Annotated in this window: 24 protein-coding genes; 17 read left to right on the top strand and 7 right to left on the bottom strand. The window is 67.7% G+C overall.

The window, feature by feature from the left end; all coding sequences use genetic code 11:
- Positions 1 to 51: 51 nt before the first annotated feature.
- Positions 52 to 531 carry a GNAT family N-acetyltransferase gene (locus tag AC5LXK_RS17600; protein WP_493392765.1) on the top strand — a complete coding sequence of 160 codons (480 nt, stop codon included), beginning with the start codon at positions 52 to 54 and terminating at the stop codon, positions 529 to 531.
- A 154-nt stretch (positions 532 to 685) separates the two neighbouring features.
- On the opposite strand, the gene AC5LXK_RS17605 is transcribed toward AC5LXK_RS17600, so the two are convergent.
- Positions 686 to 3,499, bottom strand: a complete 2,814-nt coding sequence (locus AC5LXK_RS17605) for a heavy metal translocating P-type ATPase (protein ID WP_493392766.1) — start codon at positions 3,497 to 3,499, stop codon at positions 686 to 688.
- Positions 3,500 to 3,781: 282 nt separating this feature from the next.
- On the opposite strand from AC5LXK_RS17605, the gene AC5LXK_RS17610 reads away from it, so the two are divergent.
- The 5 genes from AC5LXK_RS17610 (at position 3,782) to AC5LXK_RS17630 (ending at position 11,477) form a co-directional block, all read left to right on the top strand.
- Positions 3,782 to 4,345, top strand: coding sequence for a PH domain-containing protein (locus AC5LXK_RS17610; protein ID WP_493392767.1), 564 nt, complete (start codon positions 3,782 to 3,784; stop codon positions 4,343 to 4,345).
- Positions 4,346 to 4,769: 424 nt separating this feature from the next.
- Positions 4,770 to 5,198 carry a helix-turn-helix domain-containing protein gene (locus AC5LXK_RS17615; protein WP_493392768.1) on the top strand — a complete coding sequence of 143 codons (429 nt, stop codon included), beginning with the start codon at positions 4,770 to 4,772 and terminating at the stop codon, positions 5,196 to 5,198.
- Positions 5,199 to 5,279: 81 nt separating this feature from the next.
- Entirely contained in the window at positions 5,280 to 5,747 is a 468-nt protein-coding gene (locus AC5LXK_RS17620; protein WP_493392769.1) for an OB-fold protein, read from the top strand.
- A gap of 333 nt (positions 5,748 to 6,080) precedes the next feature.
- Positions 6,081 to 7,517, top strand: coding sequence for a DUF1254 domain-containing protein (locus AC5LXK_RS17625; RefSeq protein ID WP_493392770.1), 1,437 nt, complete (start codon positions 6,081 to 6,083; stop codon positions 7,515 to 7,517).
- 150 nt (positions 7,518 to 7,667) lie between these two features.
- Positions 7,668 to 11,477: a DUF748 domain-containing protein gene (locus AC5LXK_RS17630; RefSeq protein WP_493392772.1), complete on the top strand. Its 3,810-nt coding sequence runs from the start codon at positions 7,668 to 7,670 to the stop codon at positions 11,475 to 11,477.
- Positions 11,478 to 11,536: 59 nt separating this feature from the next.
- Here the strand turns inward: AC5LXK_RS17630 and AC5LXK_RS17635 are convergent, their stop codons facing one another.
- Positions 11,537 to 11,758, bottom strand: a complete 222-nt coding sequence (locus tag AC5LXK_RS17635) for a hypothetical protein (RefSeq protein ID WP_493392774.1) — start codon at positions 11,756 to 11,758, stop codon at positions 11,537 to 11,539.
- A 250-nt stretch (positions 11,759 to 12,008) separates the two neighbouring features.
- Here AC5LXK_RS17635 and AC5LXK_RS17640 point away from each other — a divergent pair, with 250 nt between their 5' ends.
- Positions 12,009 to 13,685 (top strand): alkaline phosphatase family protein, encoded by a 1,677-nt coding sequence (locus AC5LXK_RS17640; protein WP_493392775.1) that lies wholly within the window; start codon positions 12,009 to 12,011, stop codon positions 13,683 to 13,685.
- 101 nt (positions 13,686 to 13,786) lie between these two features.
- Here AC5LXK_RS17640 and AC5LXK_RS17645 read toward each other — a convergent pair whose 3' ends face one another.
- The gene (locus AC5LXK_RS17645) at positions 13,787 to 14,683 is read right to left on the bottom strand and encodes a LysR substrate-binding domain-containing protein (protein WP_493392776.1); all 897 of its coding nucleotides are present in this window, start codon (positions 14,681 to 14,683) and stop codon (positions 13,787 to 13,789) included.
- A 162-nt stretch (positions 14,684 to 14,845) separates the two neighbouring features.
- Between AC5LXK_RS17645 and AC5LXK_RS17650 the strand changes: the two genes are divergently transcribed.
- The 6 genes from AC5LXK_RS17650 (at position 14,846) to AC5LXK_RS17675 (ending at position 19,528) form a co-directional block, all read left to right on the top strand.
- Complete coding sequence (locus AC5LXK_RS17650) at positions 14,846 to 15,697, top strand: ABC transporter permease (protein WP_493392777.1); 852 nt, start codon at positions 14,846 to 14,848, stop codon at positions 15,695 to 15,697.
- A 7-nt stretch (positions 15,698 to 15,704) separates the two neighbouring features.
- Positions 15,705 to 16,748, top strand: a complete 1,044-nt coding sequence (locus AC5LXK_RS17655) for an ABC transporter ATP-binding protein (protein WP_493392778.1) — start codon at positions 15,705 to 15,707, stop codon at positions 16,746 to 16,748.
- 26 nt (positions 16,749 to 16,774) lie between these two features.
- The gene (locus AC5LXK_RS17660) at positions 16,775 to 17,863 is read left to right on the top strand and encodes an extracellular solute-binding protein (protein ID WP_493392779.1); all 1,089 of its coding nucleotides are present in this window, start codon (positions 16,775 to 16,777) and stop codon (positions 17,861 to 17,863) included.
- Between the two features lie 10 nt (positions 17,864 to 17,873).
- Positions 17,874 to 18,704, top strand: a complete 831-nt coding sequence (locus AC5LXK_RS17665; protein WP_493392780.1) for an ABC transporter permease — start codon at positions 17,874 to 17,876, stop codon at positions 18,702 to 18,704.
- A 76-nt stretch (positions 18,705 to 18,780) separates the two neighbouring features.
- Complete coding sequence (locus AC5LXK_RS17670) at positions 18,781 to 19,236, top strand: TIGR00725 family protein (protein ID WP_493394096.1); 456 nt, start codon at positions 18,781 to 18,783, stop codon at positions 19,234 to 19,236.
- A 97-nt stretch (positions 19,237 to 19,333) separates the two neighbouring features.
- Complete coding sequence (locus tag AC5LXK_RS17675) at positions 19,334 to 19,528, top strand: YqaE/Pmp3 family membrane protein (protein ID WP_493392781.1); 195 nt, start codon at positions 19,334 to 19,336, stop codon at positions 19,526 to 19,528.
- A 40-nt stretch (positions 19,529 to 19,568) separates the two neighbouring features.
- Here the strand turns inward: AC5LXK_RS17675 and AC5LXK_RS17680 are convergent, their stop codons facing one another.
- Complete coding sequence (locus AC5LXK_RS17680) at positions 19,569 to 20,474, bottom strand: LysR substrate-binding domain-containing protein (RefSeq protein ID WP_493392782.1); 906 nt, start codon at positions 20,472 to 20,474, stop codon at positions 19,569 to 19,571.
- A 179-nt stretch (positions 20,475 to 20,653) separates the two neighbouring features.
- On the opposite strand from AC5LXK_RS17680, the gene AC5LXK_RS17685 reads away from it, so the two are divergent.
- Entirely contained in the window at positions 20,654 to 21,265 is a 612-nt protein-coding gene (locus tag AC5LXK_RS17685) for a hypothetical protein (protein WP_493392783.1), read from the top strand.
- A gap of 179 nt (positions 21,266 to 21,444) precedes the next feature.
- Here the strand turns inward: AC5LXK_RS17685 and AC5LXK_RS17690 are convergent, their stop codons facing one another.
- Genes AC5LXK_RS17690 through AC5LXK_RS17700 form a run of 3 tightly spaced genes read right to left on the bottom strand, consistent with a single transcriptional unit; the run spans position 21,445 to position 24,045 of the window.
- Positions 21,445 to 21,624, bottom strand: coding sequence for a hypothetical protein (locus AC5LXK_RS17690; protein WP_034187692.1), 180 nt, complete (start codon positions 21,622 to 21,624; stop codon positions 21,445 to 21,447).
- A complete protein-coding gene (cydB, locus tag AC5LXK_RS17695) occupies positions 21,596 to 22,603 on the bottom strand; it encodes a cytochrome d ubiquinol oxidase subunit II (protein ID WP_128842614.1) in 1,008 nt (335 codons plus the stop codon). The genes AC5LXK_RS17690 and cydB overlap by 29 nt, the downstream gene beginning before the upstream one ends.
- Positions 22,604 to 22,632: 29 nt before the next feature.
- Positions 22,633 to 24,045 (bottom strand): cytochrome ubiquinol oxidase subunit I, encoded by a 1,413-nt coding sequence (locus AC5LXK_RS17700; RefSeq protein WP_493392784.1) that lies wholly within the window; start codon positions 24,043 to 24,045, stop codon positions 22,633 to 22,635.
- A 514-nt stretch (positions 24,046 to 24,559) separates the two neighbouring features.
- On the opposite strand from AC5LXK_RS17700, the gene AC5LXK_RS17705 reads away from it, so the two are divergent.
- The 3 genes from AC5LXK_RS17705 (at position 24,560) to ltaE (ending at position 26,586) form a co-directional block, all read left to right on the top strand.
- A complete protein-coding gene (locus AC5LXK_RS17705) occupies positions 24,560 to 24,886 on the top strand; it encodes a hypothetical protein (protein ID WP_493392785.1) in 327 nt (108 codons plus the stop codon).
- A gap of 13 nt (positions 24,887 to 24,899) precedes the next feature.
- Positions 24,900 to 25,454, top strand: coding sequence for a hypothetical protein (locus AC5LXK_RS17710; protein WP_493392786.1), 555 nt, complete (start codon positions 24,900 to 24,902; stop codon positions 25,452 to 25,454).
- 118 nt (positions 25,455 to 25,572) lie between these two features.
- Positions 25,573 to 26,586 (top strand): low-specificity L-threonine aldolase, encoded by a 1,014-nt coding sequence (ltaE, locus tag AC5LXK_RS17715; protein ID WP_493392787.1) that lies wholly within the window; start codon positions 25,573 to 25,575, stop codon positions 26,584 to 26,586.
- Positions 26,587 to 26,595: the final 9 nt, after the last annotated feature.

Consider the following 26,595-nt stretch of genomic DNA (forward strand, 5'->3'; position numbering starts at 1 on the left):
GCGACTGTCCCGCTACACTGGAAGTCCGATTCCGTTCACGGCGACCGGGCCATGCTGCAGATGCGGCCGATGACGGCCGGCGAATTCCATGCTTACCGCACGCGAGCCATCGACGGCTACGCGCGCGATCTCGTTTCATCCGGACAAAACGCTGTCGAAGACGCCGCCGATCGTGCGCGCGCCTGTTTCGACACGCTGTTGCCGGACGGCCTGCTGACCGCCGGCCAGACCCTCGTCATGCTCATCGACGGCGCCAGCGGCGACGCGGTGGGCGACCTCTGGTACGCGATCGTGCCCGAAGGGCCGAACCGCACGCTGTTCATCTACGACCTCGACATCGTTTCGTCCCGGCGCCGCCAGGGCTGGGCCACGCGCGCGCTCGATGCGCTCGACGCCGAGGCCCGCCGGTACGGCGTCGCCGAGATCGGGCTGTCGGTGTTCAACCACAACACGGCCGCCCGGGCGCTGTATCGCGCATGCGGCTTCGCGCCGATCACGACGACGTTGATCAAGCCGGTCGTGTCGGACTGAATCCGCCGGCCGGCGATCCGTCGTCGCGTGCCGCCGGTCCGGCGTGCCGCAGCCGGCCAGCGCCGGCAGTCTTCCCGATCCTTCCTGTTGGCCGAACGCCGAACGCCGAACGCCGAACGGCCGTTCGGCCATCCGGCATTCGCCACCGCCCGCCTCAGCGCGCGCGGCCTTTCCATCTCCGCAGCAGCAGCGCATTCGTCACGACGCTGACGCTCGAAAACGCCATTGCCGCGCCCGCGATCACCGGGTTCAGCAGGCCGAACGCCGCGAGCGGCACGCCGACCAGGTTGTAGACGAACGCCCAGAACAGGTTCTGCTGGATCTTCCGGTACGTGCGTTTCGAGATGTCGATCGCGTCGGCGACGAGCGCCGGATCGCCGCGCATCAGCGTGATGCCGGCCGTGTGCATCGCGACGTCCGTGCCGGTCGCCATCGCGATCCCGACATCGGCCGCGGCGAGCGCGGGCGCATCGTTGATCCCGTCGCCGACCATCGCGACGACGCCACCATGCGTGCGCTTCAGCTCGGCGACGACGCGCGCCTTGTCGTCCGGCAGCACCTGCGCATGCACTTCGCCGATGCCGAGCGCGGCCGCGACGGCTGCCGCGCTGCCGCGGTTATCACCCGTCACGAGCGCGCTCGCGACGCCGCGCGCCGACAGCGCCGCGATCGCGTCGCGGGCGCCCGGTTTCACGGTGTCGCCGAACGCGATCAGCGCGATCAATGCGCGCGGCGCATCGGCACGCATCAGCCACGAGATCGTGTTGCCTGCGCGTTCGAGTTCCGCCGCGCGGGCGTCGAGCGCGGCCGGCACCGCGATGCCGAGCTCGTCGCGCCAGCGCGTGCTGCCGAGCGCGAGCCGCTGCCCGCCGACCTGCGCTTCCACGCCGCGTCCGGCCACCGCACGCGCATCGGCCGCGACCGCCGGCGGCGTCGCGCCGCCATGCGCAGCCATATCCGCATCGTATGCGGCGACCACGGCACGTGCGAGCGGATGGTCACTCTGGCGCTGCACGGTCGCTGCAAGCGAGAGCGCTTCGCCGCGCGGCACGCCGATCGCTTCGAACGCCGTCACGGACGGTTTGCCTTCGGTCAGCGTGCCGGTCTTGTCGAATGCGATCACGGTCGTGCGCTGCGCGAGTTCGAGCGCCTGTGCGTCCTTGATCAGCACGCCGTGCCGGGCTGCAACGCCCGTGCCGGCCATGATCGCGGCGGGCGTGGCGAGACCGAGCGCGCACGGGCACGCGATCACGAGCACCGCGACCGCGTTGAGGATCGCGGTTTCCGTCCCGGCGCCGGCGATCAGCCAGCCGACCAGCGTCAGCAACGCGATGCCGAGGATCGCCGGCACGAACACTTCGCTGACGCGATCGACGAGCCGCTGGATCGGCGCCTTCTCGGCCTGTGCGGATTCGACGAGGCGGATGATGCGTGCGAGCGTCGTTTCCGCACCGATCGCGGTGGTTTCGACGACGAGCGCGCCTTCGCCGTTGATCGAGCCGGCCGTGACGGCGTCGCCGCCGTCCTTCGGCACCGGCAGGCTTTCGCCGGTGATCAGCGATTCGTCGATGTGCGAGCGGCCCGACACGATCCGGCCGTCGACGGGCACGCGCTCGCCGGGGCGGATGCTGACCTGCGTGCCGACGCGCACCAGTGCCAGCGGCACATCGCGTTCGACGCCGTGCTCGACGACGCGCGCCCGGTCGGGGCGCAGCGCGTTCAGCGCACGGATTGCCTCGGTGGTCTGGCGCTTCGCGCGCGATTCGAGCCATTTGCCGAAACGCACGAGCGTGACGATGACGGCCGACGCTTCGAAATACAGATGGCCGGGATGCGCGGGATCGCGCAGCAGCATCCACAGGCTCAGGCCGTATGCGGCCGACGTGCCGAGCGCGACGAGCAGATCCATGTTGCCGGCGCGTGCCTTCACCGCATGCCAGGCCGCGCGGTAGAAGCGCGCGCCGAAGCCGAACTGGACGATCGAGGCGAGCACGAGCTGGAGCCAGCCCGGCAGCATCAGGTCGATACCGAGCGGCGCGACGAGCATCGGCGCGACGAGCGGCGCGCTCAGCACGGCGGACCAGATCACGAGGTTGCGTTCGCGTACCGCTTCGCGGCGCTTGCGGGCATCGGGGTCCTGCGCGGCGCTCTCCGGTTGTGCGTCGGCACCGGCCGTTGCGCCGGCTGACGGCGCGGCGGCGAGCGATGCTCGGTAGCCGGCGGTGGTGACCGCCGCGACCAGCGTGGCGGCGTCGAGTGCGCCTGCACCGTGCACCGACGCGCGCTCGGTCGCGAGATTGACCGTTGCGCGCGCGACACCCGGCACGGCGGCCAGCGCCTTTTCGACACGGCCGGCGCAGGATGCGCAGGTCATGCCGCCGATATCGAGTTCGAAGTCGGCGGAAGCGGGGGAGGCAGCGGGCGGCGTGGCGACGGCGACCGGCGTCGCGCCGTAGCCGGCCTGTTTCACCGCTTCAGCGAGTCGCGCGGCGGATACGTTGGCCGATGCGTCGACGGTGGCGCGTTCGGTCGCCAGGTTGACCGACGCATGCGTGACGCCCGGCACCTTCGCCAGTGCCTTTTCGACGCGCGCCACGCATGACGCGCAGGTCATGCCGTCGATATCGAGTTCGATCGTGGCGGCGGCAGGAAGAGGCGCGGCCGCTGCCGACTGCGCTTTTTCAGGCTGCACATGCGCCGCAGGCGCGGTCGCGACGGCTTCTACCGACGCTTCGCGCACGGCCGCGCGGTAGCCGGCCTCGTCTATTGCGTCGACGAGCCGGCCGGGTTCGACCGTGTCCTGCGCGGTCACCGTCGCCGTGTGCGTGCCCAGATCGACTGCCGCCTCGACGACGCCCGGTACGGCGGCCAGCGCACGCTGCACGCGGCCCGTGCAGCCGCCGCAATGCATGCCGTCGACGCTCAGCTCGATCGTTTGCAGCGCTGCGGAGGCAAGTGGTTCAGTCATGTCGGATTCCCCAAAAGCGCGGTTCGTGCCGCGAATGGTTCCAGTATCAACATTCCCATGATGGTAAGGTCAAGCACCAGATTGCAAGTGCGGGGGAGCTTGCGGATTCCGCGATCCTCCTCCGGCTCCCTGTCAGCCTGTCGATCCTATCTGGGGACGAGGGCGGAGCACACCAGTTGTTTGCTTTCGTCGAAAGCGACGCATGGTCTGCAACCGACCGGAGCAATGCGCCGACCCGGTTGTAAAATTCGACGTTCTATAAACAGGCGTGGGGGCCAATCGATGTTTGATTTCAAAAATTCCAGCCCAGAGGCATTGAAGGCTGAATACAAACGCATTGCCCGGGAAATCGGGGACGATCAATTCTTTACGAAAAAGGAATTGAATCATCTTCCCGAAATCCTGATGGGCGGCGAGCAGGTGTTGGCCTTCTCGTCCGGATTGATGGATGGCAATACCTGGTTGATCGTGCTTACCGATCACCGTGTCCTGTTCCTGGACAAAGGTCTCATTTACGGCCTCAAGCAGGTTTCGATCAATCTCGACAAGGTGAATTCGGTATCGGGAAAGACCGGAATGATGTTCGGTGAAATCCGCATCGAGGATGGCGCCAGCGAGCGGATCATCAAGAACGTCTGGAAGAAAACGGTTGTGCCGTTCACGAACAAGGTGAGAGATGCGATTCGTGATTACACGCGTGCATCGAATCCGGCGATCGCCATATCCGTGCCGCCTGCCGCGGACGACGTCGTATCGAAGCTGGAGCGGCTTGCCGCGTTGAAGGAGCGGGGGATTCTGACCGATGCCGAGTTCGCGGACCAGAAAATGAAGATACTGGCGTCGTAATCCCGGGGGCGCAGGCATTGCGGAGGCCGTCGCATCACGGGGCAGCGACGGGCCTGCCTGCCGGGCAAACTGCGCCCGTTCCGTATCTGGCAGTACTCTTCCTGCGCCAGAAATGCTCAGTCGTCGACTTTGTGCCGATGGTGGCTGGCCGCAGGGCATTGTTGCCATCGACCGGTCCGTGATGAGTCATGTTGGACAGTTGACGACACCGAAAACGATAACCGGTCAATTGTCCTGATTAATTGGGCGCCGAGACAGTGCCAAATTCAGGGTCCTGCGCTGTATCGCTTCGCATTTCACCTTCGATGCGAGGCGTCAGCCGGAAGTTTTTATATTAATAAAAACGATATACTTCCCTTCGTTAACCTTGCAGTGATTTTAAACGGTGGTCGATTGGCCACATATGATCGTATATGGTTGTCAATTGACCGTCTTTTCGCAAAGACTCAAAGAGGAACGCCAGCGTCTCGGATTGAACCAGACGGCGTTTGCTTCTCTCGGCGGCGTGTCCAAGGATGCCCAACTCAACTACGAGAACGGCTCGAGACGGCCGGATTCCACGTATCTGGAGGCTGTCGCCAGGCATGGTGTCGACATCCTGTATGCCCTCACGGGACAGCGCGACGTAACTGCGCTTTCTGTCGACGAGGGTGATCTCGTGCGCCGGTATCGCGAAGCACCGACCGTGGTGCGCGCCGCGGCCTTCGCGGCCCTGGTCGCCGGTGCGATGCCCGGCCGGCATCCGCAGCGGCAGGGAGGCGAGGGCATGGAGCGACCGGCCGGCAGTGACGCGGGCGCGCCCTGCACGATCGACCTGGGTTCGGTGCACGAGAAACGGACTGCCCGCGATTGACGAACCTGACAGTCGTCGCATGCGGCCACGGGGTAATTCAATTTCCAACAAGCGCAGATGCGCTAATGATATGAGGGACCAATGAAAAAACTGTTCAAAATCGGCCTTGGCATCGTACTTGCGCTCATCGTCATCAGTGTGATTTTCGGCAAGAAGCCGGCACCGTCCGCCGCATCGAGTGCGGGCACTGATGCGCCTGCGGCTACGGAGCAGGCTGCGCCAGCGCAAAAGCCCGTTGAAACGGTGAGCGTCACCGCATCGGCGCTGTTCACCGCTTACGACAAGAACGAAGTCTCCGCGGACCAGAAATACAAGGGCAAGGCCCTGGCCGTGGGCGGAACGGTTCAAAGCATCGACAAGGATGCGTTCGACAACATCGTCGTGAAGCTGAAGACCGGCAACGAGTTCATGCCGGTCAATGCTTATCTGAGCAAGGAGCACGAAGCGCTCGCCGCGTCGCTGGAAAAGGGAAAGAAGGTGTCGTGGGTATGTGAAGGCGCCGGACGTCTCATCGGTAGTCCGATTCTGCGAGATTGCACGCCTGCGTAACCGTTGAGCAGGTTTCAGTCAAAAAGCCCGCGATTGCGGGCTTTTTTGTTTTCACCGATCCGGGGGCGGAAGGGGCAACAGGTGACGCGTTCGTCGGCGGTACGAACCGCCCGCCTTCCTTTCGTTTACATAACGGCGGGAGATGGATCGGAAGTCTGATGTATTCGGCATATTAGGGATTGCCCCGAGGCGCTATGATACCGGCCTGACATCAGCGCCCACCGTTGCGAAACGTAGCGAAACGGCATCCGGGCAGGCTGGGGTGCCTTGCTTTCGCCGTTCGCGAGACGAACAAGGTGTTGACTGAAAAGAACGATATTCGGCCAGTAATCGATGATTGAAAACCAACGGGAATCAGTTTCTCTGCGGCGCGTGTACGCGTCGCTGGCCATGGCGGCGTTGCTTGCGGGGTGCGCGTCGCAACCGGATGCGATCCAGCGGAAAACCGGCTGGATGCGTGCGGAAGTGGCCGACTCCTATATCTATGCGTATCCGCTCGTGCTGATGGACGTCGCGAAGGAAGCGGCGACGGGCGGCGACGGCGCGCAACCGGGGCAGGCGCCGCTCAACACGCTGCGCCACGCGCAGGCGCTGCCGCCCGTCGGCGCGCTCAATCCGCCGCTGCCGGGCGTCGACACGCTTGATTCGACCGGCTGGCTCGACGTCACCGCCGAACCCGTGATCGTCACGCTGCCCGATACGCGCGGCCGCTACTGGGATGCACGCGCACTCGACATGTGGACGAACGTGCTGTGGTCGTCGTCGAGCGCCGCGCCGCGCGGGGCGCGTGGTGCCGTGCGATCGCAAACGATTGCCTTCGCCGCGAAGGACTGGCAAGGCACGCTGCCGAAGGGTGCGCTGCGCGTCGACGTGCCGTCCGCCAATGCGTGGCTCGACGTACGGCTGCAGACGAGCGGCGGGCGCGACCTCACGAACGTGAAGAAACTGCAGCGGGCGATCCGCGTGGTGCCGCTGTCCGTCTACACGGGCGCCGAGCGCGGCGCGTCGGTCGCGGTGCACGCCGGCAGCGCGCCGTCCGAAGCGGTGGGCGGCGGCACGCCGGCCGAGCAGGTGGCCGCGCTCGACCCGAAGGCATTCTTCGCACGCTTCGCGCAGGCGCTGCAGGACAACCCCGCGCCGGCCGACGATGCGCACGCGCAGGAATCGCTCGGCGACATCGGCGTGACGGCCGGCTACCCGGTGCTGTGGACGGGCGACCGCCTCACGGCCGCGACGGCCGGCGTCGCCGAGGCGCGCGCCCGGCTCGCGGCGGCGCCGTCGAACCTGCTGAACGCGAACGGCTGGAGCTGGATCGGCGATACGGCCGGCAAGTACGGCCAGGACTACGCACTGCGCGCATACGCGGCCTACACGCAGTTCGGCACCGCGACGCGCGACGACGAGACGCTCGCGGTCGTCCGCGTCGACAGCGACGGCCATCCGTTGAACGGCGCGAACCGCTACGTGCTGCACTTCGCGCCGGGCGCGGTGCCGCCGGTACGCGCGTTCTGGACGCTCACGCCCTACACGACGAACGGCGCGCTGCCCGATGTCGGGTCGGCGCGCCGCTCGCTCGGCGATCGCGACCGGCTGCGCCGCAACCACGACGGCTCGATCGACATCGTCGTGTCGGCGTCACCGGGCGGCACGCATGCCGGCAACTGGCTGCCGGCGCCGCGCACCGATTTCGCGCTCGCGCTGCGCCTGTACGCGCCGAAGCCGCAGGCGAGCGACGGGTCGTGGATGCCGCCCGTCGTCGTCCGGAAATGAACGGTTGACCGCCGTCGTTGTCCGACCCGCGGGCGCGGCGGCGGCGCCCGACCTCCGTACCGTCACCTCCTGAGCCTATACTTTCGGGATAGCGTGCGCGGCCGCCCGGTTGTCCGGGCGGCCCGGCATCCATTCCCGAGGCATTCAAGCATGGCAAGCGCAGACAAAGAAACCGTATCCTCGACCCTCCATGCCCTCGGCGGCGTTGCACGCTCGCGCCGGACCCGGCGTATCGGCATCGGCGTGCTGATCTTCCTCGTTCTGTTCGGACTGCTCGGGTTCTTCGCGGCGCCGCCGCTGATCCGCCACATCGCAGAACAGCAGCTGAGCAAGCAGCTCGACCGGCCGGCCACGATCCAGCGCATCGCACTGAACCCGTACACGCTGAACCTCGAAGCCGACGGTATCCACCTCGGCGAGCGCGGCGGCCAGGGCGACTTCATCGACATCGGCAAGCTCGTCGTGAGGCCGTCGTGGTCGTCGCTGTTCCGTGGCGCGCCGATCGTCAACGAAATCCGGCTCGATTCGCCGCGCTTTCACATCGTCCGCTACGACGCGCAGCGTTTCAACTTCACCGACCTGATCGAGAAGTTCTCGTCGCCGTCGCCGAAGCCCGACAGCAAGCCGACGCAGTTCTCGGTGTCGAACATCCAGGTCAACGACGGCCGGATCGATTTCGACGACCGCCTGCTGAACGAAAAGCACGTGGTCGACAACTGGACGCTCGGCATCCCGTACATCGCGACGCTGGCTTCGAAGACGGACATCTTCGTCGAGCCGAAGCTGCGCGCGCGCTTCGACGGCAGCCCGATCTCGATCGACGGCAAGACCAAGCCGTTCGCGCAGTCGCGCGAATCGGAGATTGCGCTGAAGTTCGACCGCCTCGACGTGCCGAAGCTGATCTCGTACGTGCCGGCGAAGCTGCCGGTGGCCGTGACGAGCGGCCTGCTGAGCAGCAACCTGACGGTCAATTTCGTGATGAGCGGCGAGACACCCGCGCTGCGCGTGTCGGGCACCGTCGACCTGAACGACGCGAAGGTGATCGACGGTGCGTCCGCGCCGCTGTTCGCTGCGCGCGGCGTGCACGTCGCGGCGGCCAGCCTCGAGCCGCTGCGCAACGCGATGCACTTCGACGAAATCAGGATCGACCAGCCGGTTGTCGACCTGTCGCGCGACAAGCAGGGCGTGCTGAACGTCGAGAAGCTCGCCGCGCAGCCGTCCGCCGCTCCGAAGGCCGAAGCCGGCAAGCCGGCGGCGTCGGGCGCCGCGGCCGCTTCCGGTGCCGCCGTTGCCGCAGCCAGCGGCGCGAAGGCTGAAGATGCCGCCGCCGCGAAGGAATCGCCGCCGCTCGACCTGACGATCCGTCATTTCGCAATCGATGGCGGCACGATCAACGTCGACGACCGCGTGCCGGCGACGCCGACCGCGATGTCGCTGACGAAGCTCACCGCAACGCTCGACGGCTTCTCGCTGCAGGGCAAGACGCCCGCGAAATACACGCTGTCGACGTCGCTGTCGCGCGGCGGCGACGTGACGGCCGAGGGCGCGTTCAATCTGGCGGACAAGCAGGCCGACACGAAGCTGACGGTCGCCGCGCTCGCGCTGCCGGCGCTGCAGCCGTACCTTGGCGAGGCGACGCGCGCGCGCGTGCTCGACGGCACGCTCGGCGCGACCGTCAACGCAAAGACCGACTGGGGCAAGACGCCGCTCGCCGCGGAAGTCGCCGACAGCACGGTCAGCCTGAAGTCGCTGAAGATCGCCACGCCGGACAGCAAGGCGCCTGCGATCGTGCTGCCCGACGCGAGCGCGAAGATCGCGAAGGTGGACGTCGCCGCGCGCACCGCGGAGATCGCGAGCGTCGACGCGAGCGGGCTCGCGCTCGACGTGAAGCGCCTGAAGGACGGCAAGATCGACCTCGCCGCGCTGGCCGAACCCGCGCAGGCGGCGGTGCCGAAGCGCACGGTCGCGCGCAAGGCCGAGGCTGCCGCGCCGTCGTGGCACTACCGGATCGACGCGCTGAACGTGAAGGATTCGTCCGCGAACTTCACCGACCTGTCGACGCCGCGCCCGGTGAAGCTGGCGATCAAGCCGCTCGAACTGTCGGTGCAGAAGCTGAGCGACGACATGACGAAGCCGCTGCCCGTGCAGCTGAAGGCGACACTGAACCGCAAGGGCTCGCTGAACGTGACGGGCGACGTGACCGCACAGCCGCTGAAGCTCGGCCTGAAGATCAACGGCAACCGCCTCGATGCGGCCGCGTTCGAACCGTACTTTGGCAGCGCGCTGAACGCGACGATCGCGAGCGCGCTGCTCAACGCGCAGGGCAACCTGACGTTCGCGCAGGTGAAGGACACGCCGCGCGCGACCTATCGCGGCGACGTCGCGCTGGTCGACGTGCGGATGCTCGACAAGGCGACGTCCGACCCGTTCGCGGGCTGGCGCTCGCTCGCGCTGTCGAACCTGAAGGCGAACTACGACGAGAAAGGCACCGACGTCGACGCCGCGCGCGTGACGTTCTCGAACTTCTACGGCCGCGTGCTGCTCGATGCGCAGGGGCGGTTGAACCTGAAGGACGTGGTCGCGAAGGAGTCGGGCCCCGCCCAGTCGCTCACGCGTGATGCGAGCAAGGGCGAGCCGGTGCCGCTGTCGCCGGGCATGACGCCGCCGGCCGCTGCCCAGGCCGCATCGGCTGTGGCCGCGCAGCAGGCGTCGGCGCCCGCCGCTGCGTCGGCGACGGTGGTCGTGAAGGCCGCGACGCCGCCGCAGAACCCGGTGCGGATGCACTTCGGCGAGCTGGTGCTGCAGAACGGCCGGGTCACGTACACGGACAACTTCATCAAGCCGAACTACACGGCGAACCTCGTCGCGATCAAGGGCACGGTGGGCGCGTTCGGCACGGATTCGACGACGTCCGCGCCGGTCGACGTCGCCGCGAACCTCGCGGGCAACGGGCCGATCTCGATCAAGGGCTCGGTGAACCCGCTGATCGAGAAGCCGGCACTCGACCTCACGGCGACCGCGCACGACATCGAGCTGACCAACCTGACGCCGTATTCGTCGAAGTACGCCGGCTATCCGATCACGAAGGGCAAGCTCAACGTCGATCTGCACTACCAGCTCGCGAACGACCAGCTGTCGGCGAACAACCACATCTTCATCGACCAGCTCACGTTCGGCGATCGCGTCGAGAACGACACCGCGACGAAGTTGCCGGTGAAGCTCGCGATCTCGCTGCTGAAGAACACGCGCGGCCAGATCGACGTGAACCTGCCGGTGTCGGGCTCGCTGTCGAATCCGGAATTCAGCGTCGGCGGGCTGATCTGGCACGCGGTGCTGAACCTGATCGCGAAGGCGGTGACGTCGCCGTTCACGCTGCTCGCGAATGCGTTCGGCGGTGGCGGCGAGGATCTCGGCTACGTCGAGTTCGCGCCGGGCTCGTACCAGCTGACCGACGCGCAGCAGAAGAAGCTCGACACGGTCGTGAAGATGCTGACCGAGAAGCCGTCGATCCGCCTCGACCTGATCGGTCGCGTCGATCCGGCGCTGGACACGCCGGGGTTGCGCGATGCGTACGTCGAGCGGCTGGTGCGCCAGCAGAAGCTGAAGGACGTGGTCGGCCAGGGCGAGAGCATCGATCCGATGTCGGTGAAGGTCGACAAGGCCGAATACTCGAAGTACCTGACGCGTGCGTACAAGGCTGCCGACTTCAAGAAGCCGCGCAACCTGGTCGGCCTGCAGAAGACGCTGCCCGATGCGGACATGAAGCAGGCGCTCGCCGATCACGCACCGGCCGACGACAACGCGCTGCGTGCGCTCGCACAGCAGCGCGCGCAGGCGGTGCGCCAGTATCTCGACGGGAAGATCGATGCGAGCCGCGTGTTCGTCGTCGCGCCGAAGCTCGATGCGAAGGGCATCTCCGACAAGGGCGCAACGACCCGCGTCGACTTCGGGCTCCAGTAAGCTTCACGGTTTACCGTCATCCGCCGCCGCGCCCGCACCTGCCGGGCGCGGCGTTTTTTTTAGCGCGCGGCGATCGCCGGTTCGCGCTTGCCCAGCTCCTTCCTCGCGGCCAGCGGCAGACGCGCGTCGTCCCACTGCGTCAGCCATTCGACTTCCTTCGCGGTGAACACCGGTCCGTAGTTGCGCAGCGCGTACTGCAGCGCATCGACGACGTGATGGCGAATGATTTCGGGGGTACGTGCATCGTCCAGCACGAACCGGAGAGCTTCCAGGGTCGACATACTCGTGCTCCGGGTCAGGGAAAACCCTTTATCACACGCCAATAGTCGCGGGCCAAGCCGAAAAAAAATCCGGCACACGGGCCGGCATACGAGACGGCCGCCCATTGCGACCACGTCATGTCACTTGCGATTGGTTACGTTTGACAGAGAACAGAAAGCCCCGCTTCATGCGACCGCCGCACGATCCGGCGATATTTTGCGCGCCTGATGGCAGGTCACGCAGTTCAACATCAATCGATGAGGTGGGGTGATGATTTCCAGGTTCGTCAAGCAGCGAAAAATGGCGGTGATGGTGGTGGGGGCGCTGGCGCTCGCAAGCGCGGGCGCGCATGCGGCGCAGCAGGGCGGCAACAGCCAGGGCGAGAACGGCGGCCATGCACGCCGTGTCGTCAAGCACGTGCTGCTGCTCAGCATCGACGGTTTGCACGAGCAGGATCTCGCGCGCTGCATCGGCGCGAACACGTGCCCGAACATCGCGGTGCTCGCGAAAAGCGGCGTGACGTACGCGAATGCGTACACGCCGGGCCTGTCGGATTCGTTCCCGGGCCTCGCGGCGCTCGTGACGGGCGGCTCGCCGAAGACGGCCGGCCTGTTCTACGACGTGTCGTATGACCGCAACCTGTACGCACCGGGCGATACGACGTGCTCGGGCAAGCAGGGCTGGAACGTCGTGTTCGACGAAACGACCGGCATCGACGCGTTCAACGGCGGCAAGCTCGTGCATCTCGACGGCGGCGGCGCGTTCAACCCGCAGGCGATTCCGCATGCGCGCGTGAACGGCCAGTGCGTGTCCGTTTATCCGCACAACTACGTGAAGACCAACACGGTGTTCGAAGCCGTGAAGGCCGGCGTGCCGAATGCGCACACCGCGTGGGCCGACAAGCACGCGTGGGGCTACGACTGGCTGAACGGCCCGTCGGGCACCGGCGTCGACGACTTGATGCGCACCGAGATCAACTCGATCGATCCGGCGACGAACACCGACTACACGGACATCTATTCGCACACTGCACGCTTCGACAACCTGCACGTGCAGGCGCTGATCAACCAGATCGAAGGCCGCGACTCGACGGGCACGAAGAGCGCACCGGTGCCGACGCTGTTCGGCGCCGACTTCCAGACGCTGAGCGTCGCGCAGAAGGCGACGGTCGCGACGGGCGGCGGCTATCTCGATGCGGATTTCACGCCGAACGGACAGGTTGCGAACGCGATCACGTACGTCGACAACGCGATCGGCCATGTCGTCGCGGCGCTGAAGCAGGCGAACCTGTATGCGTCGACGGCGGTGATCGTCACGTCGAAGCATGGCCAGTCGCCGACCGATCACACGAAGCTCGTGAAGAACGGCGATACGCTGACGAAGTTGCTCGAAACGAACAACTATCTCGACCCGAACGGCAACTTCGGCCAGAACAACACGACGACGGGCAACCTGAACGACGGTTCGGGCCTGGTCGGCACGGGCTTCGTGCAGACCGACGACGTGGGCCTGATCTGGCTGCGCGATCGCAGCCAGCGCACGGCGGTGGTCGAGACGCTGAAGGCGAACCTAGCCTGCAACGCACCGGGGATCTGCGCGGACGGTTCGCAGGCCTACATCCTGTACGGCGCGGCGCTGGCCGACCGCTTCGGCGATCCGGCCAACGGCCGTACGCCGGACATCGTCGTCCAGCCGAACCCGGGCGTGATCTACACGTCGAGCACGAAGAAGGATGAGGAGCACGGCGGCAACGCACCGGACGACAGCCACCTCGGCCTGCTCGTGTCGTATCCGGGCATCCACCGCGCGCGCACTGTGAACGACCTCGTCGGCACGAAGCAGGTCGCGCCGACGATCCTCGAACTGCTCGGCGCCGACCCGCGCCTGCTGCATGCGGTCGTGGCCGAGAACACGCGCGTGCTGCCGGGGCTTGGTATCGGGCGCTGACGCGGCAGGCCGGATGCCGCCGTCGGGCGGCGTCCGGCGCAGGGCGCGCGCGGCCGTGCGGCGGCGCGCGCCGTTCGTTACAGGGGCGACATCATGCCGCTCTACGCGCGCCCGGATTCGTCCAGCATCCAGTCCCTGAACCACCGTAACGCATCGCTCGTGTCGAGGCGCTCCGGCGCGTAGCACAGGTAATGCCCCTGCGCGTCCACGTCGACCGGTGCGTCGAACGGCTCGACCAGCGTGCCCGCCGCGAGATTGTCGAGAATCAGGAAGCGCGGCACGAGGGCGATCCCGAGCCCGGCCTGCGCGGCCTGGATCAGCACCGAATACTGCTCGAAGCGCGGCCCCGCCAGCGCGTTCATCTGCGACGCGCGATGACGCTCCGCCCATGCGGACCATGCGATCTCCGCCTGCTCGTGCACGAGGCGCGGTGCCGCCACCGCATCGGCGGGCGCGTGCAGCGCATGCCGATCGGCGAATTCGCGCGAACAGACCGGCACGAAGGTTCGCCCGCCCAGATAGTCGCTTCGCACGCCTTCCCATCCGCCGTCGCCATAACGGATCGCCGCGTCGAGTCCGAACGGAAACACGTCGCCGGGCGCGAGATGGCGGCGAAAACTCAGCGTGACGTCCGGCGCCGTCGCGAGAAAGCGCGTGAGGCGCGGCAGCAGCCACTTGGTCGTGAACGTCGGCACGCTCGCGATCGTCAGCAGGTCGCTGTTCTCGCGCGCGCTCAGCAGTTCGATCGACGCGTTGCCGATTTCGCGCAACGGCCCGACGACGCGTGCGTGATACACCTGGCCCGCACGCGTGAGCGCGAGGCCGCGCCCCTCGCGCACGAACAGCTTCACGCCGAACAGGGCTTCGAGGTTCGCGATCTGCCGGCTGACCGCGCTCGGCGTCAGGCCCAGTTCGCGGGCCGCGTAGGAGAAGTTCAGGTACTTCGCAGAAGCGGCGAATGCGTGCAGCTCCGCCACGTTCGGATACAGGTGCTTCATCGCGGGCTGTTCCGTCCTTGCACAGGTCGATGCGCGCTTTTTACGTTTTTTTCATGACGATGCCATGTCGAAACCGCACACTGCGCCGGCTTCGACCACGCAAGCGGGCTCCGTCCGACGGGCGTCGAGCGAGGTTTTCCCCGATCGTCAGCGAGTGAGTTCATGCATCCGTCAACCGCCCCGGCATTGGCCGACGGTGTTCCGATTCGTCGTAACGGAGCGGCGCAACCGCGTGTCGGCCGCCTGTTGCTGCAGGCGCTGCTCGCGGTGTTCGCGCTCTACCTGCTGCTGCCGATCGCGTTGCTGCTGATCGGCGCGGTGGGCGAATCGTGGACCAACACGTTGCTGCCCACCGGCGTCACCGGGCACTGGTTTGCCGACCTGGCCGCGAACCGGAGCTTCATCCGCGCGTTCGGCGTGAGCTTCATGGTGGCGCTGGCGTGCTGCGCGCTCAACGCGGTGATCGGCCTGCCGCTCGCGTATGCGCTGCATCATCGCGCACAGGCCGGCGGCGGGTTCGTGACGCGCGTCGTGATGCTGATGCCGGTCGCCGTGCCGGCGCTGACGCTCGGTTTCGGCTACATCGCGATCTTCAGCGGCGACACGCTGCCGTGGCTCGGCACGTTGCCGCTGATGATCGCGGCGCACGCGGTGCTGACGTTGCCGTATCTGCTGCAGACGCTGCTCGGCGACCTGCGTCACCTCGGCCTCGCACGGCTCGAGGCCTGCGCGGCGACGCTCGGCGCGACGCCGCTGCGCCAGTTCGTCACGATCGTGCTGCCGAACCTGCGGCACAGCCTGTTTTCCGGCCTCGTGATGGTGGCCGCGCTGTCGATCGGCGAATTCCAGATCTCGAACCTGATCGCCGGCTTTCGCTACCGGAATTATCCGATCGTGCTGCTGCAGGCGTTCTACGGCGCGACGGGGATGGCGTGCGCGGCCACCGTCGTGCTGCTCGTGCTCGCCGTGCTTGCGACGCTCGTGTCCGTCGGCACCGTGCAACGTCTGAAGTGAGTCATCCATGAGTCTCGAATTCGAACACGTCAGCTTCCAGTATCCGGGCGCCCGTCACGGCGTCGACGACGTCACGCTGTCCGCCGCGCAAGGCGAGCTGCTCGCGGTGATGGGGCGCAGCGGTTCCGGCAAATCCACGCTGCTGAGGCTCGCGGCCGGGTTGCTCGACGGCTGGCGCGGCCGCATCGCGATCGGCGGCGCCGACGTGGCCGGTGTGCCCGTGTGGCGGCGCGAAGTGGGGATGGTGTTCCAGCACTACGCGCTGTTCCCGAACCTGTCGGTCGTCGACAACGTCGCGTACGGGTTGCGGATGCGCGGCGTGGCGGCCGACCTGCGGCGCCGGCGCGCGCTCGACATGCTCGAGCGGGTCGGGCTGTCGGCCCATGCGACGCGCGGCGTCGCGATGCTGTCCGGCGGGCAGCAGCAGCGCGTCGCGCTCGCGCGGGCGCTCGTGATCGAGCCGAAGCTGCTGCTGCTCGACGAGCCGCTTGCGGCGCTCGATGCCGGCATCCGCCATCAGTTGCGCGACGAGATCCGCGCGCTGCAGCGCGCGTGCGGCGCGACGACACTGTTCGTCACGCACGACCAGGACGAAGCGCTGAGCATGGCCGACCGCGTCGCGATCGTCGACGGCGGCCGCGTGCTGCAGGCCGGCACGCCGCGCGACCTGTACGAACGCCCGGCCACCGCGCAGGTCGCGCGCTTCGTCGGGCATTCGACACTGCTGCGCGGGCGCGTGCTCGCGCACGGCGAAATCGACGTGCGTTTCGCGACGCTGCGCGCGGAAACGGGCGCGCATCGCCCCGGCGAGGACATCGCGGTGCTGGTGCGGCCCGAGCACGTGCAGGCCGATCCGCCGGCGCCGAGCACGAACCGCATCGAAGGCCGTCGCGGGGAGGTGCGTTACTTCGGCGCGACGCAGCGCTACGACTTCATTCCCGACGGCTCGGCCGACGTGCTGCTGTGCGAAGGGCGCGAGCCCGCCGCGCGCAGCATCGCGATCGACCCGCGCCATCTGCTCGTGCTGCCGGCCTCGCCGGACGCGCACTGATCCCTTTCGTTCAACGGAGATTCACGATGCTTGCAGGCTCCCTTTTTGTGAAAGCCATGCGCACCCGCATGCTGGCGCTGTGCGCGCTCGCGGCGCTTTCCTGCACGGCGGCGCAGGCCGCGCCGCTGTATCCGGGCGAAGACGCGCTGTACGCGAAGGCGGCCGACGAAGGGCTCGTCGTGTCGTTCGATACCGGCCCCGAATGGGCGAACTGGAAGGCGCTGTTCGCCGAATTCCGCAAGCGCTACCCGAAGGTCGAGATTACGTACAACGACATCGGCTCGGCTGCGACCGTCGTCGCGCTCGACAAGTCGCGCCGCCGTCCGCAGGCCGACACCGCGTACTACTTCGCGGCGTCGGCGCTCGACGCCGCAGGCAAGGACGTCGTCGCGCCGTTCCGGCCGGTCAACTTCGACAAGCTGCCGGGCGTGTTCCGCGCGACCGACGGCCGCTGGTTCGCCGTGCATTCGCTGAACATCGCGTTCCTCGTCAACCGGAAGCTCGTCAAGAACGTGCCGCAGCGCTGGTCCGACCTGCTGAAGCCCGAGTACCGCAACGCGGTGGTCTATCTCGACCCGCGCTCGACCGGGCAGGGCCAGGTCGCGGTGTTCGCGGCCGCGTATGCGAACGGCGGCAGCGTCGAGAACCCGAAGCCGGGCGCCGACTTCTTCGGCAAGCTGAAGCAGGCCGGCAACGTGCTGCGCGTCGAGGGCACGACGCCGTACGCGAAGTTCGTGAAGGGCGAGATCCCGATCCTGATCGGCTACGAGAACGACGGCCTCAAGGCGAAGTACGCGGACGGCATGGGCGATGCGGCCGACGTCGTGATCCCGCAGGACGGCAGCGTGTCGGCGCCCTATGCGATGAGTCTCGTGAAGAACGGTCCCAACCCGTCCGCCGCGCAGCTCTGGCTCAACCTCGTGATGAGCGACGTCGGGCAGGCGCTGTTCGCGCAAGGCTACGTGCGCCCCGCGGTGCCCGGCACGCCGGTGTCGCCGGAGGTCGCGGCGAAGCTGCCGAACGCGCCGCAGGTGCGCCCGCTCGATGTCGCGAAGGCGGCGGCGCGCAAGGCCGAAGTCGACCAGCTCTGGTCGCAGGCCACGCTCGGCCAGTAAGGGGCGCGGGATGCACGCTTCCTTGCCGGAGCGCGGCGTGCTGCGCCGCTTCGGCGCGCTGCCCGCCGCGGCCTTGTTTGCGGTGTGCTTCGTGCTGCCGCTGGCCGCGCTGGTCGATGCGGCGTGCGCGGACGGTGGCCGCGCGTTTGCGGCGGTGTGGCGCGATCCGCTCGTCGCCGACGCGATCGTGCGCTCGCTCGCGTTGGCGATCGGCGCCGGCACGCTGTCGGTCGGCGTGGGCGTGCCGGTCGCATTCGCGCTGGCCGGGCAGTCGCCGGCGCGACGCCACTGGTCGCTCGCGCTGCTCGGCGTGCCGCTCGCGTTTTCCGGGCTGGTGATCGCGTACGGCTTCATTCTCGCCTTCGGCCGCGCGGGCTTCGTGACCACGCTGCTGGCCGCGCTGGGCGCCGATCCGACCGTGGTCGGCGGCGCGATCTACACGATGCCGGGGCTCGCGGTCGCGTACGCGTACTACCTGATCCCGCGGGTCGCGCTGATGATCTACCCGGCGCTCGCGAATCTCGACCGGCGGCCGCTCGAGGCGGCGCTGACGCTCGGCGCACGGCCGTGGCGTGCATGGCTCGACGTCGCGTGGCGCGAGCTGTGGCCGTCGGTCGCGTCCGCCTGGTGCCTTGTGACCGCGATCGCGCTCGGTACCTACGGCACGGCGATCGCGCTGGCCGGCACGCAGATCAACATCCTGCCGCTGCTGATGTACCTGAAGCTGTCGGACGGGCAAACCGATTTTTCGCAGGCGGCTGTGCTGTCGATCGTGCTGACGGCGATCTGTACCTGCGTTCTCGCACTGGGGGAAGGTCTTGTTCGCCAACGACGTCATTGAATGCGTATGGTCCGAACCGTCGCGCGACGCACTCGCGCGACTGGCGCAACGGCAACGCGGCGCGCGCCGGCACCGGATGCCGGTCGGCCTGATCGGCCCGCGCGAGGCGACGGATGAGCAGATGCGGGTTGCGCAGCGGATCGCGTATGCGGTCGCGTCGACGGGCGTCGCGCTCGTCGGCGGCGGCAAGCAGGGCGTGATGGAGGCCGCCGCGCGTGGCGCGCAGGCGGCCGGCGGCTGCGCGATCGGGCTGTTGCCCGAAGACGATGCATCGCTCGCGAATCCGTACCTGAGCGTCGCGCTGCCGACCGGGCTCGGGATCACGCGCAATGCACTCGTCGCGCGTGCGTCGCTGTGCCTGATCGCGGTTGGCGGCGGGCTCGGCACGCTGTCCGAAATCGCGCTCGGGTTGCAGTGGGGCAAGCCGGTCTTCACGATTTGCGGTGCGCCGCAGGTGACGGGCGTCGAGTGTTTCGACGAAGCGGACGGGCTCGTCGCGCGCGTCGCGCAGTGGCTGGCCGATTCGGCGTAACGCCGGCGGGGCGTCGGGCACGGGCTTGAAATGACGGGCGCAACCCGCCATATTGGCTACGCATTACCCGTTCAACGACGTACCGAGAGGATCGTTCATGCGCCTTTTGCTTGCCTTGCTGCTGCCGTGGTTCCAGTTTTTCACGATCGGCCGCCCGGTCGCCGGGATCATCTGTCTGGTCCTGCAACTCACGATCATCGGCTGGCTGCCGGCCGCGATCTGGTCGGTGTATGCGCTGAGCCAGTACAAGACCGATCGCAAGATCGAAGCGGCGTTGCGCGAGCGGCGGTGACGCAGGCGGCGAGCGCCGCCGTTCGCCCGCCCGCCGCCTGCTACTGCGGCGGCGGCCCGTCCAGTTCCTCGGCCCGCGCGAACAGCCAGTCGACGAACGTGCGCAACGCCGGATCGTCGTCGTTGCGATACAGGCAGTGAAACGGCGGCCCTTCCAGATGGACTTCCGGAAACAGCGCGACGAGCCGGCCGCTCGCGAGCGCGTCGCGCACCACCGCGCGCGGCGCGAGGCATACGCCGAGCCCGCTCGCGGCGGCCTGGATCAGCAGGAAGAACTCGCGATAGAACGGCCCGCGCAGCGTCTCGGTGACATCCGTGCCGGCCTGGTGGAACCAGTACTGCCACGCCTGTGGCAATCCCGCGTAATGAAGCAGCGGCGCATGGCGCAGGTCCGCCGGCACGCGCACCCGTTCGAGCGCCGGATGGCCGGGCGCACACACCGGCAGCGCGACGTTCGCGAGCAGCGGACGCGACACGAAACCCTTGCGGCGCAACTCCGGCGTATAGCGGCGGATCACGATGTCGCACGTCTCGTCGATCTGGTCGCGCTCCGCGTCGGCGTTCGTGACGAGCTGCACGTCGATGTCCGGATGTGCAGCCTGGAACACGGCCAGTTGCGTCAGCAACCATCCATGCGCGAATGACACGGACGCATTGACGCGGATCGAATGGCCGCCGACGGGCTCGAACATCTGCCCGGTCGCCTGCGCGAGCCGGCCCAGGCAACTCGCGACGTCGACGAGGTAATGCCGCGCACGCGGCGTGAGGCGCAACGAACGCCCGTCGCGTTCGAACAGCTTCTGCCCGAAGAACGATTCGAGCACGCGGATCTGCTGCGCAACCGCGCTCTGGGTCACGTTCAGTTCCTCGGCGGCGAGGGTGAGGCTCTGCAGTCGGCCGGCAGCTTCGAAGCTGCGCAGCGCGTTCAGGGGCGGCAATCGGCGCATCGTGAGATCGCGAAGAAAAGCTACACAGTGGGTCAAAAAATGTCGTTTGTGGCGGCCGGGGCGCCTCCCTATCATGGCGCCGACAGGAGAATGCCCCGATGACGATCATAGCGCCCCCCGATAGCCGATCAACCGGAATTCGCCGCCGTCTTCGCGACCGGCGAACGGCGCGGCGCGCGATGCGCGGTGTGGCAGCGGTTCCGCCGGTGCGCGGTCGCGGTGCGCTGGCGCTTGCCTGTGCCGGGCTGCTCGCCGTGCTGACCGGGTGCGCGGCGAAGCCGCAGAACGAACGCCAGATCGGCAGCGGCGGATCGCTGGTGCGCTACAGCTCCAGCCAGACCGAAGTCGACCTGACGGATACCGAGCAGCAGACGCTGCGCATGATGACCGATCGCCGCTATGCGGGCGCGACGCAGGCGCGGGCACTCGACGCGGTGGCGTCCGTGCTGCGCACGCAGGGCTACACGCCGGTGACGGTCGACCGCGACGTGGGGCTGATCGAAGGCGGCCGCAGCGACACGCTGATTCCGAAGTGGCGGCAACTGCTGCGCGGCGCGCTGAAGGCGAAGATCGGCGGCTTGCCCGCGAAACCGGATCACGAGCGCGTGGCCGCCATCGTCACGGTTCGCGTCACGGCGGCGCGCGACACGATCGTGCGGGCGCGGTTCGACCGCACGGTGTGGGACAGCAACGGCGATTCGCGCATGAAGACCGTCGTCGAGCCCGGCTACTACCAGACGTTCTTCAGCGCGATGGACAAGGCGATGTGCACGACGTCGTGCGAGCGGTGAGCGGCGCGTACGCGCCGATGCGGCGGATGTGAAGAAGCGGGGCGTGGCGGGCACATTGCCGCGCGTCGGGAAATGGCAGCCGGGCGCAGCACCCGGTGCATCGGGCTACGGCGGGAGCCGCAGCCGTCAACGAAAAAACGGCCGCCCGGACCGTCGTTCGATCCGGGCGACCGCCTTGCCTACTTCACCGCAAACAGCGTCAGGTTCATGAAGATCTTGAACGCGTAGCCGAGCGTGACGGCGCCGATCACGCCCCCCGCCCACAGCACGACGAACCACATCCAGCCGCGCATTCGCGGCCGCGGTGCCTCGGGCGGACGATCGGCGGAATCAGTGGTGGTAGTAATGCTGGTCTTCATGGCGCACCTTGCCTCGGAATACCCAGTAACCCATCGTCGTGTAGGCGATGATGATCGGGAGGATAACCGCTGCGCCGACCAGCGTGAAGGTCTGGCTCGAACGCGGCGCTGCCGCTTCCCAGATCGTCATCGTCTGAGGAATCGCATACGGGAACAGCGTGACGAGCAGGCCGACATAGCCGAGCAGCACGAGCGCCAGCGCGAGCACGAACGGCGTCATGTCGTGCCGGTCGCGCACCGCGCGACGCATCCACACCGCGCACCCGGCGACCAGGAACGGCACAGGGAGCAGGCGCCAGAACAGCCCCGAATCGAACCAGCGCTGCGCGATGGCCGGATCCTGCAGCGGCGTCCACAGGCTGACGACCGCGATGAAGCCGAGCAGCACGACGGTGAGCGGCCACACGACGCGATGCAGGCGGCGCTGCAGGTCGCCTTCGGTCTTCGCGACGAGCCAGCAGCAGCCGAGCAGCGCATAGGTCACGATCAGGCCGAGGCCCGTCAGCAGGCTGAACGGCGTGAGCCAGTCGAACGCGTCGCCGGCGAACACGCCGTCCTTCACGTTGATGCCCTGCAGGAACGCGCCGAGCGCGATGCCCTGGAACAGCGTCGCGCCGGCCGAGCCGCCGATGAACGCGAGATCCCACAGCTGCTTCGTGCGCCGCGCCTTCGCGCGGATCTCGAACGACACGCCGCGGAAGATCAGGCAGACCAGCATGAAGATCAGCGGCAGGTACAGAGCCGACAGCACGGTCGAATAGACGATCGGGAACACCGCGAACAGCCCGGCACCGCCGAGCACGAGCCACGTCTCGTTGCCGTCCCATACGGGTGCGACGGTGTTCATCATCAGGTCGCGTTCCTTCTCGTCCGGGAAGAACGGGAAGATGATGCCGATGCCGAGGTCGAAGCCGTCGAGCACGACGTACATGAAGAGCCCCAATGCGATGATCGCGGCCCAGATTACGGTGACGTCCATAGGTTTTCTCGTATGCGAAAGGGGTGGGCTCAGACGGTCTCGAGCGGCTCGTCGACGGCCGACATCGGGCGGCGCGCGGTGTGATCGGGGCGCGTGTCGGGCGTGTCGTCGTGCTTCACGTCGGGCAGTGCGGGGCCGGCCTTCATCAGCTTCAGCATGTAGTACACGCCGGTACCGAACACGAGGAAGTACACGATCACGAACGTCATCATCGACAGGCTGACCTGCTGCACCGACAGCGGCGACACGGCCTGCGCGGTACGCATCACGCCATACACGACCCACGGCTGGCGGCCCGCTTCGGTCGTTACCCAGCCCGCGAGCAGCGACACGAAGCCGGTCGGGCCCATCACGAGCGCGAAGCGCTGGAACCATTTCGATTCATACAGGCGACCGCGGCGGCGCAGGAACCACGCGAGCGCGGCGAGGCCGATCATCGCGAAGCCGAGGCCGACCATGATCCGGAAGCTCCAGAACACGACCGTCGAATTCGGGCGGTCTTCCGGCGGGAATTCCTTCAGCCCGCGGATCTCGCCGTCCCAGCTGTGCGTGAGGATCAGGCTGCCGAGGTGCGGCACCTTCACCGCGTAGCGCGTCGTTTCCGCCTTCATGTCCGGGATGCCGAACAGGTTGAGCGGCGTGCCGCCCTTCTCGGTTTCCCACAGCCCTTCGATCGCGGCGATCTTCGCGGGCTGGTACTTCAGCGTGTTGATGCCGTGCTGGTCGCCGATCACGGCCTGCAGCGGCGCGAGCACGAGCAGCAGCCACAGCGCCATCGAGAACATCTTCTTCACGCCCTTGTCGCGGCGGCCCTTCAGCAGGTGCCACGCACCCGTCGCGGCCACCACGAGCGCGGCGACGATGAACGCGGCGATTGCCATGTGGAACAGGCGGTACGGGAACGACGGGTTGAAGATGATCGCGAACCAGTCGGTCGGCACGATGCGGCCGTCGACGATCTCGAAGCCCTGCGGCGTCTGCATCCAGCTGTTCGACGCGAGGATCCAGAACGTCGAGATCAGCGTGCCGATCGCGACCATCAGCGTCGCGCCGAAGTGCGCGCGCGGGCTCACGCGGTTCCAGCCGAACAGCATGATGCCGAGGAAGCCGGCTTCGAGGAAGAACGCGGTCATGACCTCGTACATCAGCAGCGGCCCGGTGACGGCGCCCGCGAAGCTCGAGAAGCCCGACCAGTTCGTGCCGAACTGGTAGCTCATCACGACACCGGAGACGACGCCCATCCCGAACGCGACCGCGAAGATCTTCGACCAGAACAGGCAGAGGGTTTTGTAGTACTGCTTGCCGGTCTTGAGCCAGCGATATTCGAGCACGGCGATGAAGCTGGCGAGGCCGATGCTCAACGCCGGAAAGACGATGTGAAACGAGACGGTGAACGCGAATTGCAGGCGGGCCAGATCGAGGGCCGAAAGTGCGGTGTCCATACCAGATGACCGAAGCTGACGATACCCGCCGGCGGGTGCCGACGGACCCCGGCAGACAGGCGTCGGGGTTGGCTGGAGTATGTGCCGCGATGTTGCACCGCGAAATGCGCCAACTCGTCGCAGATGTCCAGCCTGTCGGGCTTGATTCCGGGATAAATCGTTGATTCGTATCAAGAAGGCCGTTCATGGCGCGCACGGCCGCGGCGTGGCGGTCTGACGCACGTGCGTCAATATGGCGCGTCGCGTCATCGGAACGGTTTCGGCCGTGTGGAAATCGCGCGGCAGGCAGTCCGCGCGCGATGCCACGCGCAGCCGGTCCCGTCGCCGATCCATTTCAGAGCGTTAGCGCGTAATGTGCGCCGCCGTGCCGGCGGGCCGTTGCCGCGCGCGACTGTCACACCGGTAACGGCACGCAACATTGGGGCACGCGTCCGTAATGGATGCCGGATCGCGCGCAGCGTACGTTCGGGGTATCGGGTTCGCATCGGCGAACCGGCCTGCCGGAGAACGTGACGTGAATGGATTGAAGCTCGCGCTGGGCGCGGCCGCGGCGGTGGTGCTCGCGACGGGCGGCGTGGCGCATGCCGCCCGGGTCGGGGTCTACATCGGCCCCGGCTACCCGTATTACTACCCCGTCGTCCCTGCCCCGTACTACTACCCGCCGCCCGTCGTCGCGGTGCCGGTCGATCCGGGCCCGCCGCCCGAGTACGTCGAGAAAGGGCAGCCCCAGGACGATGGCGACGCGAACCTCTGGTACTACTGCGACGCGTCGAAGCATTACTACCCGTATGTGAAGACCTGCAAGTCGGGCTGGCGATCGGTGCCGGCGCGGCCGCAATAACGGAGCCGCGACGATGAAATCCGCATTTCGACCTCTTCGCGTGCCGGCCGTGCTGGCGTTGGCCGGCCTGCTGGGCGCATGCGCGTACATGCCGGTCGGGCCGACCGTGATGGCGCTGCCCGGCACCGGCAAGTCGTTCGACCAGTTCCGCGCCGACGACGGCAGTTGCCGTCAGTACGCATTCGAGCAATCGGGCGGCGTGAGCGCCGGGCAGGCCTCGACCGCGAGCGCGATCGGCAGTGCGGCCGTCGGCACCGCGCTCGGCGCGGCGGCCGGCGCCGCGTTCAACGGCGGCACCGGCGCGGCAGTCGGCGCCGGGGCAGGGCTGCTCGCCGGCAGCGTCGTCGGCGCGGGGGCTGCGCAGGGCTCGGCCTACGACATCCAGCGCCGCTACGACTACGCGTACCTGCAGTGCATGTACGCGACCGGCAACCGCGTGCCGGTGCCGGGCGGCATGAGCGGCGGCGGTGGCAGCGGCGGGTATGGCGGTGGCGGATACGGCGGCGCGCCGCGCGCCGCGCCGCCGATGCCGCCGGCAGGCGTCCAGCCGCCGCCGCCGCGATACTGACGTGTGCGATTGCGGCCCGCCGGGTCGGCACGCGCTGCGTGAATTGCGTACACTCTGAGTCTCGTTTCGGCAGGGCCGGGCGCAGGGATGCCGGCCCGCGTTTACTCAGGGCATAGCGATGATCGATTTACGCAGCGATACCGTGACACGTCCGGGCCAGGCGATGCTGGCCGCCATGACTGCCGCCGAGACCGGCGACGACGTCTGGGGCGACGACCCGACCGTGCTGCGCCTGCAGGCGGTGACGGCCGAGCGGGCCGGCAAGGAAGCGGGCCTGTTCTTTCCGAGCGGCACGCAGAGCAACCTGGCCGCGCTGATGTCGCATTGCGAGCGCGGCGACGAATACATCGTCGGCCAGCTCGCGCACACCTACAAGTACGAAGGCGGCGGCGCGGCCGTGCTCGGCAGCATCCAGCCGCAACCGATCGAGAACGCGCCCGACGGCACGCTGCCGCTCGCGAAGATCGCCGCGGCGATCAAGCCGCTCGACAATCACTTTGCCCGCACGCGCCTGCTCGCGCTCGAAAACACGATCGGCGGCCAGGTCTTGCCGGAAAGCTATGTGCAGGAAGCCGTCGCGTTCGCACGCAGCCGCGGGCTGTCCGCGCACCTCGACGGCGCGCGCGTGTGCAACGCGGCCGTCGCGTTGGGTCGCCCGATCGCCGAGCTGTGTGCGCCGTTCGACACCGTGTCGATCTGTTTCTCGAAAGGGCTCGGTGCGCCGGTCGGCTCGGTGCTGGTCGGCAGCCCCGCGCTGATCGAGCGCGCGCAGCGCTGGCGCAAGGTGCTCGGCGGCGGGATGCGGCAGTCGGGCATTCTCGCGGCGGCGTGCCTGTATGCGCTCGATCACAACGTCGAGCGCCTTGCGGACGATCACGCGAATGCCGCGCATCTCGCGGAAGGCCTTGCGCGCATCGAGTCGGTGAAGGTGCTGTCGCCTGCGACGAACATGGTGTTCGCGCAATTCCCCGAAGCCGATTGTGCGCCGCTCGAGGCGTGGCTCAAGGCACGCGGCATTCTCACGCAGATGCTGTACGCGTCGCGCTTCGTCACGCACTGCGACGTATCGCGTGCGGACATCGACACGTTCCTCGGCGCGGTCGGCGAGTACTTCTCGCAGCGGCGCGCGTAACGGCCGGGA

The organism is Burkholderia pulmonis (assembly GCF_984667975.1).

What these genes read in the sequence shown, in the direction of transcription:
- ltaE (WP_493392787.1), top strand. Translation starts at nt 25,573, where the DNA reads ATGATCGATTTACGCAGCGATACCGTGACACGTCCGGGCCAGGCGATG.
- AC5LXK_RS17710 (WP_493392786.1), top strand. Translation starts at nt 24,900, where the DNA reads ATGAAATCCGCATTTCGACCTCTTCGCGTGCCGGCCGTGCTGGCGTTG.
- AC5LXK_RS17670 (WP_493394096.1), top strand. Translation starts at nt 18,781, where the DNA reads ATGCCGGTCGGCCTGATCGGCCCGCGCGAGGCGACGGATGAGCAGATG.
- AC5LXK_RS17630 (WP_493392772.1), top strand. Translation starts at nt 7,668, where the DNA reads ATGGCAAGCGCAGACAAAGAAACCGTATCCTCGACCCTCCATGCCCTC.
- AC5LXK_RS17650 (WP_493392777.1), top strand. Translation starts at nt 14,846, where the DNA reads ATGCATCCGTCAACCGCCCCGGCATTGGCCGACGGTGTTCCGATTCGT.
- AC5LXK_RS17655 (WP_493392778.1), top strand. Translation starts at nt 15,705, where the DNA reads ATGAGTCTCGAATTCGAACACGTCAGCTTCCAGTATCCGGGCGCCCGT.
- cydB (WP_128842614.1), bottom strand. Translation starts at nt 22,603, where the DNA reads ATGGACGTCACCGTAATCTGGGCCGCGATCATCGCATTGGGGCTCTTC.
- AC5LXK_RS17665 (WP_493392780.1), top strand. Translation starts at nt 17,874, where the DNA reads ATGCACGCTTCCTTGCCGGAGCGCGGCGTGCTGCGCCGCTTCGGCGCG.
- AC5LXK_RS17685 (WP_493392783.1), top strand. Translation starts at nt 20,654, where the DNA reads ATGCGCGGTGTGGCAGCGGTTCCGCCGGTGCGCGGTCGCGGTGCGCTG.
- AC5LXK_RS17600 (WP_493392765.1), top strand. Translation starts at nt 52, where the DNA reads ATGCTGCAGATGCGGCCGATGACGGCCGGCGAATTCCATGCTTACCGC.
- AC5LXK_RS17680 (WP_493392782.1), bottom strand. Translation starts at nt 20,474, where the DNA reads ATGCGCCGATTGCCGCCCCTGAACGCGCTGCGCAGCTTCGAAGCTGCC.
- AC5LXK_RS17690 (WP_034187692.1), bottom strand. Translation starts at nt 21,624, where the DNA reads ATGAAGACCAGCATTACTACCACCACTGATTCCGCCGATCGTCCGCCC.
- AC5LXK_RS17635 (WP_493392774.1), bottom strand. Translation starts at nt 11,758, where the DNA reads ATGTCGACCCTGGAAGCTCTCCGGTTCGTGCTGGACGATGCACGTACC.
- AC5LXK_RS17700 (WP_493392784.1), bottom strand. Translation starts at nt 24,045, where the DNA reads ATGGACACCGCACTTTCGGCCCTCGATCTGGCCCGCCTGCAATTCGCG.
- AC5LXK_RS17675 (WP_493392781.1), top strand. Translation starts at nt 19,334, where the DNA reads ATGCGCCTTTTGCTTGCCTTGCTGCTGCCGTGGTTCCAGTTTTTCACG.
- AC5LXK_RS17605 (WP_493392766.1), bottom strand. Translation starts at nt 3,499, where the DNA reads ATGACTGAACCACTTGCCTCCGCAGCGCTGCAAACGATCGAGCTGAGC.
- AC5LXK_RS17620 (WP_493392769.1), top strand. Translation starts at nt 5,280, where the DNA reads ATGAAAAAACTGTTCAAAATCGGCCTTGGCATCGTACTTGCGCTCATC.
- AC5LXK_RS17645 (WP_493392776.1), bottom strand. Translation starts at nt 14,683, where the DNA reads ATGAAGCACCTGTATCCGAACGTGGCGGAGCTGCACGCATTCGCCGCT.
- AC5LXK_RS17625 (WP_493392770.1), top strand. Translation starts at nt 6,081, where the DNA reads ATGATTGAAAACCAACGGGAATCAGTTTCTCTGCGGCGCGTGTACGCG.
- AC5LXK_RS17610 (WP_493392767.1), top strand. Translation starts at nt 3,782, where the DNA reads ATGTTTGATTTCAAAAATTCCAGCCCAGAGGCATTGAAGGCTGAATAC.
- AC5LXK_RS17660 (WP_493392779.1), top strand. Translation starts at nt 16,775, where the DNA reads ATGCTTGCAGGCTCCCTTTTTGTGAAAGCCATGCGCACCCGCATGCTG.
- AC5LXK_RS17640 (WP_493392775.1), top strand. Translation starts at nt 12,009, where the DNA reads ATGATTTCCAGGTTCGTCAAGCAGCGAAAAATGGCGGTGATGGTGGTG.